General features: G+C 73.6%; 11 protein-coding genes. 6 read left to right on the top strand and 5 right to left on the bottom strand.

Annotation, left to right across the window (positions count from 1 at the left end):
* The first annotated feature begins 81 nt into the window (after positions 1-81).
* On the top strand, positions 82-699 hold the full coding sequence (locus tag V4Y03_RS06430) for a LysM peptidoglycan-binding domain-containing protein (RefSeq protein ID WP_332434297.1): 618 nt from the start codon (positions 82-84) through the stop codon (positions 697-699).
* 15 nt (positions 700-714) lie between these two features.
* Here V4Y03_RS06430 and V4Y03_RS06425 read toward each other — a convergent pair whose 3' ends face one another.
* Genes V4Y03_RS06425 through V4Y03_RS06415 form a run of 3 tightly spaced genes read right to left on the bottom strand, consistent with a single transcriptional unit; the run spans position 715 to position 4297 of the window.
* Positions 715-1359, bottom strand: coding sequence for an ATP-binding cassette domain-containing protein (locus tag V4Y03_RS06425; protein WP_332434296.1), 645 nt, complete (start codon positions 1357-1359; stop codon positions 715-717).
* Positions 1356-3908 carry an ABC transporter permease subunit gene (locus V4Y03_RS06420; RefSeq protein ID WP_332434295.1) on the bottom strand — a complete coding sequence of 851 codons (2553 nt, stop codon included), beginning with the start codon at positions 3906-3908 and terminating at the stop codon, positions 1356-1358. Before V4Y03_RS06420 ends, V4Y03_RS06425 begins: the two co-directional genes overlap by 4 nt.
* On the bottom strand, positions 3896-4297 hold the full coding sequence (locus tag V4Y03_RS06415; RefSeq protein ID WP_332434294.1) for a hypothetical protein: 402 nt from the start codon (positions 4295-4297) through the stop codon (positions 3896-3898). Before V4Y03_RS06415 ends, V4Y03_RS06420 begins: the two co-directional genes overlap by 13 nt.
* 99 nt (positions 4298-4396) lie before the next feature.
* On the opposite strand from V4Y03_RS06415, the gene V4Y03_RS06410 reads away from it, so the two are divergent.
* From V4Y03_RS06410 to V4Y03_RS06395, 4 genes are all read left to right on the top strand, one after another.
* Positions 4397-4921: a hypothetical protein gene (locus V4Y03_RS06410; RefSeq protein ID WP_317878259.1), complete on the top strand. Its 525-nt coding sequence runs from the start codon at positions 4397-4399 to the stop codon at positions 4919-4921.
* Positions 4899-6191, top strand: coding sequence for an ABC transporter substrate-binding protein (locus tag V4Y03_RS06405; RefSeq protein WP_317878260.1), 1293 nt, complete (start codon positions 4899-4901; stop codon positions 6189-6191). The genes V4Y03_RS06410 and V4Y03_RS06405 overlap by 23 nt, the downstream gene beginning before the upstream one ends.
* Positions 6192-6328: 137 nt before the next feature.
* The gene (locus V4Y03_RS06400; RefSeq protein ID WP_332434293.1) at positions 6329-7603 is read left to right on the top strand and encodes a glycosyltransferase family 4 protein; all 1275 of its coding nucleotides are present in this window, start codon (positions 6329-6331) and stop codon (positions 7601-7603) included.
* Between the two features lie 139 nt (positions 7604-7742).
* Positions 7743-8729: a helix-turn-helix transcriptional regulator gene (locus tag V4Y03_RS06395; RefSeq protein WP_317877604.1), complete on the top strand. Its 987-nt coding sequence runs from the start codon at positions 7743-7745 to the stop codon at positions 8727-8729.
* Here V4Y03_RS06395 and ctaD read toward each other — a convergent pair.
* On the bottom strand, positions 8668-10380 hold the full coding sequence (gene ctaD, locus V4Y03_RS06390; RefSeq protein WP_332437118.1) for an aa3-type cytochrome oxidase subunit I: 1713 nt from the start codon (positions 10378-10380) through the stop codon (positions 8668-8670). The two genes, V4Y03_RS06395 and ctaD, sit on opposite strands and share 62 nt — an antisense overlap.
* Positions 10381-10688: 308 nt before the next feature.
* Between ctaD and V4Y03_RS06385 the strand changes: the two genes are divergently transcribed.
* Positions 10689-10904: an I78 family peptidase inhibitor gene (locus tag V4Y03_RS06385; protein WP_332434292.1), complete on the top strand. Its 216-nt coding sequence runs from the start codon at positions 10689-10691 to the stop codon at positions 10902-10904.
* A gap of 70 nt (positions 10905-10974) precedes the next feature.
* On the opposite strand, the gene V4Y03_RS06380 is transcribed toward V4Y03_RS06385, so the two are convergent.
* Positions 10975-11793, bottom strand: a complete 819-nt coding sequence (locus V4Y03_RS06380; RefSeq protein ID WP_442809808.1) for a phosphatase PAP2 family protein — start codon at positions 11791-11793, stop codon at positions 10975-10977.
* Positions 11794-12018: the final 225 nt, after the last annotated feature.

Genomic DNA, 12018 nt, shown 5'->3' with positions numbered 1-12018 from the left:
GTGACTCCGACCGGGTGGGATGTGAACAGTGTTCCGCGCGGCACGGTCCGGGGCCGTCGGGGGGCTGCCTAGCCTGCCCCGATGTCGAAGATCCGATTCTGGACAGCCGGTTCCCTCGTGGCGTCGTCGGCGGCCGTGCTGCTGGCCCTTGCCGCCCCGGCGCCCGCCGTGGCCCGGGACGTGTCCGACACGTCCGCCGCCGGGGCGCCGGACGCGTCCACGGTGCTGCGGGACGTCTCCGACGGGCTTCGGGCGGCTGCCGCGGTGCCCTCGTACCCCTGCGCGGCCGACCAGTGGCCCTGGGGCTGCGTCGCGGAGTGCGAGAGCAGCGGCGACTGGCACGTCAACTCCGGCAACGGCTTCTACGGCGGGCTCCAGTTCTGGCAGCCGACCTGGGTCGAGCACGGCGGAGAGAAGTTCGCCCGGCGCGCCGACCTGGCGACCCGGCCGCAGCAGATCACCGTCGCCGAGGAGGTGCTCCGCACCCAGGGCTGGGGGGCCTGGCCCGTCTGCTCTAAGCGGTACGGCCTGAGCGGGCGCGTCCACACCGTCCGGACCGGCGACACCCTCAGCTCGATCGCCCGCCGCTTCGGCGTCAAGGGCGGCTGGCAGGCCCTGTACACGGCGAACCGGGACCTGATCGGGGCCGATCCGAACAGGGTCGTCGTCGGGACGATGCTGCGGATCGACCCGCTGTGAGGGCATCCCTTCCGGTCAGCCGAGTTCCGCCGGCTCCCCGCTGAACACGAGGGAGCCGCGCCGCAGCTCGTGCACGAGCGTCCCGGGCGGCAGCCCGCGCGGTACGCGCTGCTCGGCCAGGACCACCGCCGCGCCGCCCGCCACGGCGAGCGCCACCAGACTCCGGTACGTCCGTGCCGCGACCGGCGGGGCCAGGCCGAGCGCCGGTTCGTCGACCAGCACCACGCGCGCGCGTGGCGCGAGCAGCGCGCGGGAGAGGGCCAGCATCCGGCGCTCCCCGCCGGAGAGGGTTCCGGCGGGGCGGCCGAGGAGGGGGACGAGTTCCGGGTACGGGGCCGTGGCGCCGGGGGCGGTGAGGGCGAGGTTCTCGGCGACGGTCAGGCTCGGGTACACCGCCTCCAGGTCCGGTACGAAGCACAGCCCGCGCCGTACGCGCGCGTGGGCCGGGAGACGGGTGACGTCGGCGCCGCGCCACACGACCCGGCCCGCGGAGAGCCGTGCCGTGCCCGCGAGCGCGCGCAGCGCCGTCGTACGGCCCGAGCCGTTGCGTCCCAGGAGAACGGTGACCGTACCGGCCGGGACGGGCAGGTCCAGGCCGTGCAGGGCCTCCAGGGGGCCGTAGCGGACCCGTGCGGCGCGCAGGGCGATCTCGATGCTCATGACACGATCCGGCCGCCCTCCATGGTGTGCACGGTGTGGGCGATGCCCGCGACGAGGTCCGGGTCGTGCTCGACGACCAGGACGGTCAGGCCGTCGGCGGCGAGCGCGGCGAGGACCCGGGCGAGCGCGGCGGTCTCGGCGGCGTCGAGACCGGCGGCGGGTTCGTCGAGCAGCAGGGTGTGCGGCCGGCCCGCTAGCGCGCGGGCGAGCTCCACCCGGCGCAGGGTCCCGGTGGGCAGGTCCACCGCGCGCGCGTGCCGTACGGGTCCCGCGAGCCCGAGGAGGCGCAGGCTCCGCTCGACGGCGGCGGGGTCCCCGGGGACGTGTCCCCGCTCCTCGCCGACGCGGACGTTCTCCTCGACGGTGAGGGTGGGGAAGACGGCGAGCCGCTGGAACGTCCGGGCGATGCCGAGCCGGGTGCGGGCGTGGGCGGAGCGGGAGGTGATGTCGGCTCCGTCGAGGGTGATCCGGCCGTGGCGGGGCCGGAGGGTCCCGGCGAGACAGTCGAAGAGGGTGCTCTTGCCGGCGCCGTTGGGGCCGACGAGGGCGGTGACGCGGCCGGGGGAGAGGGCGAGGGAGACGCGATCGAGGGCGGTGACCCCTCCGGGGTGGACCAGGGTGAGGTCGCGGGCGCGCAGGCGGGGGGCGGGCGCGGTGGGTGCGGGTGTCGGTGCGGGCGGGCGCCGCCGCGTGACTCCGGTCCGTCCGGGCCGGTCGGTGCGCGCACCGACGGGCCCGTCGGTGGGACCGCCGCCGACCTCACGCGCAGCCGGGGCCGTACCTCCCGCACCCCCGCCGGGCAGCAGCTCCGTCAGCGGCGGGACCCGGGCCGTGAAGGCGGCCAGGAGGCCCAGGACGAGGGCCGCCACGCCGGCGTGCGGGCCCGCGTCCAGCGTGGTCAGGAGGGCCGCCGCCGCCAGCGGGGTCAGCAGGCTGTCGGCGCCCAGGACCAGGACCGCCGCGAACCAGAGCAGGCCCCGCACCGGGTCGTACGCCTCCGGGTCGAAGGCCCGCCCGCCCATGCCCAGGAGGCCGCCGCCGAGGGCCGCCAGGGCCGCGCCCAGGACGAAGGCGAGGAGTTTCAGGCGCGGCACCGGGACGCCCGCCGCCTCCGCGCCCGGCTCGTGGTCCCGCAGCGCGGCGAGCCCCCGGCCCGTACGTCCCCGGCGCAGGGCCGCCACCAGGGCGAGGCAGCCCGCGAGGACGACGAGTTCGAGGGCGTAGAAGGCGCGGTCGTCGGCGAAGCCCGCAGGGCGCCCGAGGGACAGGTCCGCCGTCGCGTACGGCTGGGTGAGGACGAAGCGGCTCACCGCCACCCCGGTCGCCAGCGTCACCAGCGCCAGCGCGAGCCCGTGGCGGCGGATCGCCGGTCCGCCCGTCAGGAGGCCGGCCGCGGCCACCAGCGGCACCGCCAGGCCGAGCGCCGCCAGACCCGGCACCCCCCGGGCGGTGAGCAGCGCTGTGAACAGGGCGCCCAGACCCGCGTACGCCGCCTGCCCCAGCGCGATCTGGCCGCCCCGCCCCGCCACCACGACCAGAGAGAGGAGGATCACCGACAGCGCCGGGACCTGGACGGCCGTGTGCAGGTCGGAGCCCGCGAAGCCGAGCGGCAGGAGGAACAGGATCCCCACCACCGGCCACACGCCCCCCGGCACCCGGCCCGACCGCGCCGGCGGCGGCAGCGCGTCCCGGCCCTTCCCGCCGATCCCCGGCAGGACGAGCGCGGCGACCAGCAGCGCCACCACGAACAGGTTCGCCCCGACCGCCTGGAGCAGCGGGCCCGCCCAGCCCTCCGGATGCAGCCGGGTCAGCTGTGCCTGGGTCACGCCGATCGCGAGCGCGGCGGCCACGGCCACCGGCAGCGACCGCATCCGGGCGATGACCGCGACCGCGATCACCTCCATGACGAGCAGCGGCATCCCGTACGGGTCGAGCCGTACGTACGGGGCGAGCAGCACCCCCGTGAGCCCGGCGGTGAACGCGCCGAACGCCCACCCCGCCGCCGCGACCCGGTCCGCGTCGATGCCCGACAGGACGGCGAGCGGGCGGTTGTCGACCACCGCCCGCAGCTTCCGCCCGAACCGGGTCCACCGGGTCACCGCCCCCACCAGGCAGGCCAGCGCCACCACTGTCGCCAGCTGGGCCCAGGGATCGTCCCCGAGCAGGACCGGAGCGTCGTCCCGCGCCCCGGGACCCCAGAGGACCACCGCCGCGCCCACCAGCAGTACGAAGACCCCGATGGAGGCCACCAGGGTCTGCGCCGGGTTCGCCTCGCGCCGCGCCAGCGGGCGGAACACCAGCCGGTCCAGGACGAGCCCGATGCCGGGGGCGACGACGAGGAGCGTGACGAGTGCGCCCGCCGGCAGCGGCCAGCCCCACACGACGACCAGCTGGCGGAGCACGTACGCGCAGATCATCGCCACCGCGCCGTGCGCCAGGTTCAGCACCCCCGTCGCCCGGTAGGTGACGACCAGACCGATGCCGGTGAGCGCGGCGGCGCTGCCGACCGCGAGGCCGGCGACCGTCAGCTCGTACGTCAGGGAGGCCACGGCTCACACACCGGACAGGGGGCCAGGGACGCCCCTCCCACCGCCACCGCCTCCGGCTTGTCCGCCACCAGGGGGCAGTCCGGCCGGTGCGCCAGCGTCCCGCCGGGGACCCGGAGGAGCGGACCGTCGGAAGAGGGTGCCGGGTCCTCCTCCGGCGCCGTCGGACGCCGCCGCTCCCGAGGGGGTCCGGGAAGCACCGCGCCCGCCACGACGAACACCGCGCCCGCCACGATCAGCGCCGCCCCCGGCACTGTGCACGAGGCCAGATAGGGCAGCTGCCGCTCCGCGAACCGCTCGCCGGAGATCCCGTACCAGCCGAGCGCGCAGAGCACCGCCCCTCCGGCGAGCGCCGCGAGACCGCTCCACAGCAGGATCCGGGATGTCGGCACGGTGGCCTCCCTCGTCTCTTCCTTGCACTATGCCCCGTTCCGTCCCACCCTGGAAGCAGTGGGCCGTACGGCCCGGAGGGACATCCGGTGGTGAGCCAGATGGTTTTCGAACGACGCGGCGGACACCTCCGAGCGGGGGTCCTCGCGGCTGCGGGCGTCCTGCTCCTCGCCCCCGCCCTGGCGAGCTGCTCCGACAACGGCAACAGCGGCACCGGCACGACCACCGCCCCGCCCACGACGACGAAGATCACGCCCCCCGTCGGCCGGCCCGCCGACCCCGTCGCCGCCAAGGCCGAGATCATCAGGAACTGGACCGCGTTCTTCGACCCGAGGACCCCGGCCGCCGAGCGGGTCAAGCTCCTGGAGAACGGCGAGCGGATGCAGCCCGTCCTCGGTGCCTTCGGCGGCGACAAGAACGCCGCCATGACCTCCGCGAAGGTCACCGGGGTGGAGTTCACCTCCGCCACCGGGGCGAACGTGACCTACGACCTGCTGGTCGGCGGGAACCCCGCCCTGCCCGGCGCCAAGGGCACCTCCGTCCTGCAGAACGACACCTGGAAGGTCTCCGTGAAGACCCTCTGCGCCCTGGTCGAGCTGAGCGGTGTCACCGTTCCGGGCTGCTGAGGCGGGAGCGGCGCTGCTCCTGGGCCTGCTGCTCCTTCTCCTCACCGCCTGCGGCAGCCGGCTCCCGGAGCGCGCCTTCGAGACGCGGCCCACCGCCCACCCCTCCGGCGGTGAGCCGCTCCGCGTCGGGATCATCACCAGCGCCACCAGCCCGGTCGGCGGCGACGCGTTCACCGGCCCGCGCGACGGGGCCCGCGCCTGGTTCGACGCCCTCAACGCGCGCGGAGGCCTCGACGGGCGCCGGATCGAGGTCGAGACCTGCGACGACGGCGGCAGCGGCGTCGGCAACAACGCGTGCGTGCACCGGCTCGTCGACGAACGCAAGGTCTTCGCCCTCGTCGCCACCACCGCCCTCGACTACGCCGGCGCGCCCCTCGTCGCCCGCGCCGGGGTCCCCGACATCGGCGGCCAGCCCCTCACCCCCGCGTACGACACGTATCCGCACCTGTACGGGATCTACGGCAGCTCCGCCCCGCGCACCGGGAAGGAACCCGGCTGGGGCGGGGTCCTGTACGGCGGCACCGAGGTCTACCGCTGGTTCGCCAGGGAGCGGGGCGCCAGGACCGCCGCCGTCGTCTCCTACAACCAGACCGCGTCCGCCGCGTACGCCCGGCTGGTCACCCGGGGCCTGCGCGCCGAGGGCTACCGGGTCGTCCAGGAGCAGGTGGACTTCGCGCTGCCCGACTTCCGGGCCGTCGCCGCCGATCTGCGGGCCCAGCACGTCGACGTCCTCTTCGACGCCATGGACACCCACGGCAACGTCCGCCTCTGCGAGGCCATGGAGACCCTCGGGGTACGCGTCGACGCCAAGGTGACCAACGTGCAGAACTGGTCCTCCTCCGTCGCCCGCGACTACGCCCGCGCCCCCGGCTGCCGGAACTCCCTGTGGGCGACCGCGTCCAGCCGCAACCACCAGGACACCGGGAACCCGGCAGTCCGCGAGTTCCGGGCGGCGATGGGGGACCGGCCGCTGTCCCAGTGGCAGCTGGAGGGCTGGGCGGCGGCGATGTGGTTCACCGACGCGGCCCGCTCCTGTCCCGCCGGCGACGGACTCACGCGCGCGTGCGTGGAGCGGTTCATGAACCGTCCGGAGCCGTACACCGCCCGCGGGCTGCTGCTCCCCGTCCGCTTCGAGCACCTGGCGCGCCCGCCCGCCACCCGGAACACCTGCCTGTCGGTGGCCCGGTGGCAGGACGGCAGGGGCTGGGTGAGCCAGGGCGAGATGACCCGGAACTGCGCGACCGTGCCCCAGCTCGGCTACCGGCCGTGACCTCCCCCGGCCACCGCCCGTAACCCCCGTCCGCCACCGTCCGTGACCCCGGCTCGGCCACCGGCCGTCAACACCGGCCCGTCACCGGCAGTACAGTCGGGCGACCGATCAACTGACCGGGGGGAACCGGCAGCGCGATGCGAATCTCCTTTCTGCTCCACAACGGCTACCACTACGGCGGCACGATCCGGACGACCTTCACCCTCGCCGAGGAACTGGCGGAGCGTCACGAGGTCGAGATCGTCTCGGTGTTCCGCCACCGCGACCACCCACTCCTCGGCCTGCCCTCCGGCGTGGTCCTGCGCCACCTCGTCGACCTGCGCAAGGACAGCCCCGGATACGACGGCGACCACCCCGACTTCCACCGCCCCGCCGAGGTCTTCCCGCGCGGCGACGGACGCTGGAAGCAGTACAGCGCTCTCACCGACGCCCGCATCGGGGAGCACCTGCGCGGAGTGGAGGCCGACGTCCTCGTCGGCACCCGCCCCGGCCTCAACGTGCACCTCACCCGGCAGGCCAGGCGCGGGCCGGTCCTCATCGGCCAGGAGCACCTGATCCTGGACGGCCACAGCTACCGGCTGCGCCGGGACATCGGCCACGAGTACGCACTCCTCGACGCCGTCACCACGGTCACCGAGGCGGACGCCCGCGCGTACCGGAAGCTCGGACTGCCCGGCGTACGGATCGAGGGCGTGCCCAACAGCGTGCCCGCGCCCTCCGGGCCGCCCGCCGACCCCGCGGCGAAGACCGTCGTCTCCGCCGGCCGGCTGACCCGCGTCAAGCGGTACGACGTGCTGATCGACGCCTTCGCCGAGGTCGCCGCCGACCACCCCGACTGGAAACTGCGGATCTACGGCACCGGGGACGCCGTCCAGGACCTCAAGGGGCCGCTGACCCGGCAGATCAAGGACCGGGGCCTGGGCGAGCAGATCTTCCTCATGGGCTCGGTGACCCCGCTGGAACCCGAACTGGCCAAGGGCTCGATCGCCGCCGTGACCTCGCAGCGCGAGTCCTTCGGCATGACCATCGTCGAGGCGATGCGCTGCGGCCTCCCCGTCGTCTCCACCGACTGCCCGCACGGGCCGGGCGAGATCATCGAGGACGGTGTCGACGGGTTCCTGGTGCCGGTCGACGACGTGGCCGGCTTCGCGCGGGCGTTGCGCCGGCTCGTGGAGGACGAGGAGCTGCGCGCCAAGACCGCGCGGGCCGCGCTCGACGCCTCCGAGCGCTTCGACCCCGCCCGGATCGCCGCCCGGCACGAGGCCCTGTGGACGGAGCTGGTCGAGCGGGGCGCGCGCGGGCGCAGTCACTCGCCGGGCCGGGCGGCGTTCCACCGGGCGACGGGCCGGGCCGTCGACGCGGTCTACACCCTGAAGGCGAAGGCCGGCCGGCTGGTCCGCCGCTTCCGCTGACGGCACCGAGAGCGGCGGACGAGGGCTCCGGCCCGCCCGACACCGGCACTACCGGCTCAGGCACACCCAGGGCCGTACGTCCGCGCATCGCGCCCATCGAGGACAGAAGCCGTCCGCGAGGGCTGGCAGACTCGGCGCCATGTTGGAGACCTCAGCACGGCTCTTGCGTCTGCTCTCGTTGCTCCAGGCCCACCGCGAGTGGTCCGGCGCCGCCCTCGCCGACCGGCTCGGGGTCACGCCCCGCACCGTCCGGCGGGACGTCGACCGGCTGCGGGAGCTGGGCTACCCGGTCAACGCGAGCCCCGGCACCGGCGGCGGTTACCAGCTGGGCGCCGGGGCCGAACTGCCCCCGCTGCTGCTCGACGACGAGGAGGCCGTGGCGGTCGCCGTCGGCCTGCGCGCCGCCGCCGGGCAGGGCGTCGAGGGCATCGGCGAGAGTTCCGTACGGGCCCTGGCCAAGCTGGAGCAGGTCCTGCCGGGGCGGCTGCGGCGCCGGGTGAGCGCCCTCAACGCCTTCACCGTGCCGATGCTGCGCACCCCGCGCGAGCGGATCGACCCGGCGGTCCTCACCGAACTCGCCCATGCCTGCCGGGACACCGAGCGGCTGCGGTTCGAGTACCGCGACCACGGCGGGACGGCCACCCGCAGGACCGTCGAGCCGCACCGTCTGGTGTGCAGCGAGCGCCGCTGGTACCTGGTCGCCTGGGACGTGGACCGGGCGGACTGGCGTACCTTCCGGGCCGACCGGATCGTGCCGACACCGCCGCACGGCCCCCGCTTCACGCCCCGCGAACCGCCCGCCGAGGACCTGGCCGCCTATGTGTCGAAGGGCGTCTCGGGCCGTGCCTACGCGGCGGAGGCGACGGTCCGGCTGTTCGTCCCGCTCGCCGAGGCGGCCGCTGTGGTCAGCCCCCTTGACGGGGTCCTGACAGCGGACGGCGAGGACGCCTGTCTGCTGCGGACGGGGGCACCCGGCCTCGACGCGATGGTGTTCCACGTGGCGTTCATGGGCTTCGACTTCGAGGTGCTCGACCCGCCGCAGCTCGCGGAGGCGGTGCGGGCGCTCAGGGACCGTCTGTCCCGGGCGCTCGATCGGCCGGGCGGTCCTCCTGCGGCGGGCCGGTGAGCCGCATCCGCTCGTAGGCGGCGAACTCCGGGTGGTGCAGGTCGAAGGCGGGTGCCTCGGAGCGGATGCGGGGCACGGCGGCGAAGTTGTGCCGGGGCGGCGGGCAGGAGGTCGCCCACTCCAGGGAGCGGCCGAAGCCCCAGGGGTCGTCGACGTCGACCTTCGTCCCGTACCGCCAGGTCCGCCACACGTTGTAGAGGAACGGCAGCGTGGAGCTGCCGAGCAGGAAGGCGCCGATGGTGGACACGGTGTTGAGGCCGGTGAAGCCGTCCGCCTGGAGGTAGTCGGCGTACCGCCGGGGCATGCCCTCGGCGCCGAGCCAGTGCTGGACCAGGAAGGTCAGGTGGAAGCCGACGAACAGGGTCCAGAAGTGGATCTTCCCGAGCCGTTCGTCGAGCATCCGGCCGGTGAACTTCGGCCACCAGAAGTAGAAGCCGGCGAAGGTCGCGAAGGCGACCGTGCCGAAGACCGTGTAGTGGAAGTGGGCGACCACGAAGTACGAGTCGGTGACCTGGAAGTCCATCGGCGGCGACGCGAGGATCACCCCGGTGAGACCGCCGAAGAGAAAGGACACCAGGAAGCCGACGGACCACAGCATCGGGGTCTCGAAGGAGAGCGAGCCCCGCAGCATCGTGCCGGTCCAGTTGAAGAACTTCACCCCGGTGGGCACCGCGATGAGGAACGAGAGCAGCGAGAAGAACGGCAGCAGCACCGCCCCCGTGGCGAACATGTGGTGGGCCCAGACGACCACCGAGAGGCCGGTGATCGCCATCGTCGCGGCGATCAGCGTCGTGTACCCGAAGATCGGCTTGCGGGCGAAGACCGGGATGATCTCGCTGATGATGCCGAAGAACGGCAGCGCGATGATGTAGACCTCGGGGTGCCCGAAGAACCAGAAGAGGTGCTGCCAGAGCAGCGCGCCGCCGTTCTCGGGCTGGAAGACCACGGAGCCGAGGCGCCGGTCCGACTCAAGGACGAGCAGCGCGGCGGCGAGGACCGGGAAGGCCATCAGAACCAGGATCGCGGTGAAGAGCACGTTCCAGGTGAAGATCGGCATGCGGAACATGGTCATGCCGGGCGCCCGCATCCCGATGATCGTCGCCAGGAAGTTCACCGAGGTGAGGATCGTGCCGAAGCCCGCGAGCGCGAGGCCCATGATCCACAGGTCGGCGCCGATGCCGGGGGTGCGCTCCAGGCTGTTGAGGGGCGCGTACGCGGTCCAGCCGAAGGCCGGCGGTCCGCTGGGCACCAGGAGCGAGCCGAGCACGATCAGCCCGCCGAAGAGGAACAGCCAGTACGAGAACATGTTGAGCCGCGGGAAGGCGACGTCGGGCGAGCCGATCTGGAGCGGCACCAGTTCGTTGGCGAAGCCGGCGAACGTGGGCGTCGCGAAGAGCAGCAGCATGATCGTGCCGTGCAGGGTGAACGCCTGGTTGAACTCCTGGTTCGTGACCAGCTGGAGCCCCGGGCGAGCCAGCTCGGCCCGCATCAGCATGGCCATCAGCCCGGCCACCAGGAAGAAGAGGAACGAGGTCACCAGGTAGAGGTGGCCGATCTTCTTGTGGTCGGTGGTGGTGAGCCAGTCGATCAGCACGCGCCCGTGCCGCTGTGGGGTCGATTCGACGGCTGCGGTCACTGTCCCGTTGCCCATCGCTGCCTCCGCCTCGCCGTCGACCCGGCTCCGCGTCTCCGGGCGTTCGGCAAGCGTAAGCATTGTGTAAGGGAAGAGTGAGTGACTCGCGCGCGCGTCGCCGACACAATTCGGGACGGGCCTGCGGGAAGAGGGAATTGCACGCGTTGAATCGCGGCTTCCGGGCCGTTCGTGCGAACTGGTGGGCGGCCTTCGGAATTGCTGGAGAAACGGCCGGAAACGGGCCCTCCGAGTAACGGAGGCCGCGCCGGGCACATGTCGAGAACTTGTGACACAAGCGTGACCGCCGAGGTACTAACGTGAGGCACATGGCACCCACATCGCGCACTCCCCAGCCGCCCCGCGACGCCCCCGAGTCCTATGTGGGCCTCGACGCGGAGGGCGCCGAGCAGCTCGCCAGGACGCGCGGCTGGAGCGCCGTCAGGTCCCTGCCGCCCGGCTCGATCATCACCATGGAGTACCTGCACGGACGCCTCAACTTCGAGGTCGAGGGCGGCACCGTCACCCGCTGCTGGGCCGGCTGACCGGCCGCACGCGCGCATACGGAAGGGCCCCGGCCGAGATCGGCCGGGGCCCTTCCGCGCAGCTGGGTGGTCAGCCCCGGGTCACCGGGGCGCGGCGTCCGCCGGCCACCCCCACGGGCTCCCTGACGGGCTCCTCGGACCCCTGCGGGCGCGGCGGGAAGAACCCGGGACGCGGACCGCCGGAGGCCACCGGCAGCGAGGGCACCAGACGGCGGCGGTCCCGCAGCCGCTCCCTGATCCGGTCGCGCGCGGCGAGGATCCACGACTCGGCCACCGCGAGGACCGGCTCGCACCAGGGCAGCGCAAGGAGGACGAGCAGCCCGGCGGCCCAGCCGAGCAGCACGTCGCTCAGCCAGTGCGTGCCCAGGTAGACGGTGGTGAGGCCGACGCCGAGCGCGACCACGGCCGAGAGCGCCGACAGATAGCGCCTGGCTCTCGGGGTGGTCGCCAGATAGGCGAGGATGCCCCAGGTCACGACCGCGTTGGCGGTGTGACCCGAGGGGAATATGTCGCCGCCCGCGAACAGCTCGGCGGAGCCGACCTGGGTCGCGTAGTGGGGGCCGAGACGGCCGAGGCCGAGCTTGACCGCGCCGACCGAGACGTTGAGCAGCAGGAGGGCGGCGCCGAGGCAGAGCAGGGGCCGCAGGGTGTGCTGGCGCCAGGAGCGCCAGCCCAGCCAGGCGGCCACCATGACGGCCGTGGGCCCGCGCTGGCCGAGGACGACGTAGTAGTCGAGGAAACCGTGGATCTCCGGCCACTGCTGGTAGGGCCGGAAGAGCATGATCTTCCAGTCGAGGGTCACCAGCCACGACGACAGCAGAACGGCGACGACCATGGCCAGATAGAACGCCGACGTCCCGCCGAAGAGGGCGAGACGCGTGCGGGTCATCCGCGGGACCTCTATCTTCGGCGGTTCCGGCTCCCGGTCCAGCCGGGCAAAGATGTCGGTACGCACCCAATCGACGTTACAGGGAGTGAGAAGCCGACCCGGTCGATCCGGTCCCTTCGTGATGTTGATGTGATGTGGAGTGGGTCTCAGCGACCGTCCTTTTCCCGGCATCCGTCGGGAAATCCGATGACCTTCCGCCCTATTGTCGCGAAGCTCATTCCGTAT

The sequence above is a fragment of the Streptomyces sp. P9-A4 genome, from assembly GCF_036634195.1.
Classification (GTDB): Bacteria; Actinomycetota; Actinomycetes; order Streptomycetales; family Streptomycetaceae; genus Streptomyces.
This window is presented reverse-complemented; position numbering and strand designations above follow the sequence as displayed.

Bases quoted from the DNA above. Each gene is read 5' to 3' on its own strand.
- V4Y03_RS06385 (WP_332434292.1), top strand. From the start codon at position 10,689: ATGGCACCCACATCGCGCACTCCCCAGCCGCCCCGCGACGCCCCCGAG.
- V4Y03_RS06380 (WP_442809808.1), bottom strand. From the start codon at position 11,793: ATGACCCGCACGCGTCTCGCCCTCTTCGGCGGGACGTCGGCGTTCTAT.
- V4Y03_RS06430 (WP_332434297.1), top strand. From the start codon at position 82: ATGTCGAAGATCCGATTCTGGACAGCCGGTTCCCTCGTGGCGTCGTCG.
- V4Y03_RS06410 (WP_317878259.1), top strand. From the start codon at position 4,397: ATGGTTTTCGAACGACGCGGCGGACACCTCCGAGCGGGGGTCCTCGCG.
- V4Y03_RS06395 (WP_317877604.1), top strand. From the start codon at position 7,743: ATGTTGGAGACCTCAGCACGGCTCTTGCGTCTGCTCTCGTTGCTCCAG.
- V4Y03_RS06400 (WP_332434293.1), top strand. From the start codon at position 6,329: ATGCGAATCTCCTTTCTGCTCCACAACGGCTACCACTACGGCGGCACG.
- ctaD (WP_332437118.1), bottom strand. From the start codon at position 10,380: ATGGGCAACGGGACAGTGACCGCAGCCGTCGAATCGACCCCACAGCGG.
- V4Y03_RS06425 (WP_332434296.1), bottom strand. From the start codon at position 1,359: ATGAGCATCGAGATCGCCCTGCGCGCCGCACGGGTCCGCTACGGCCCC.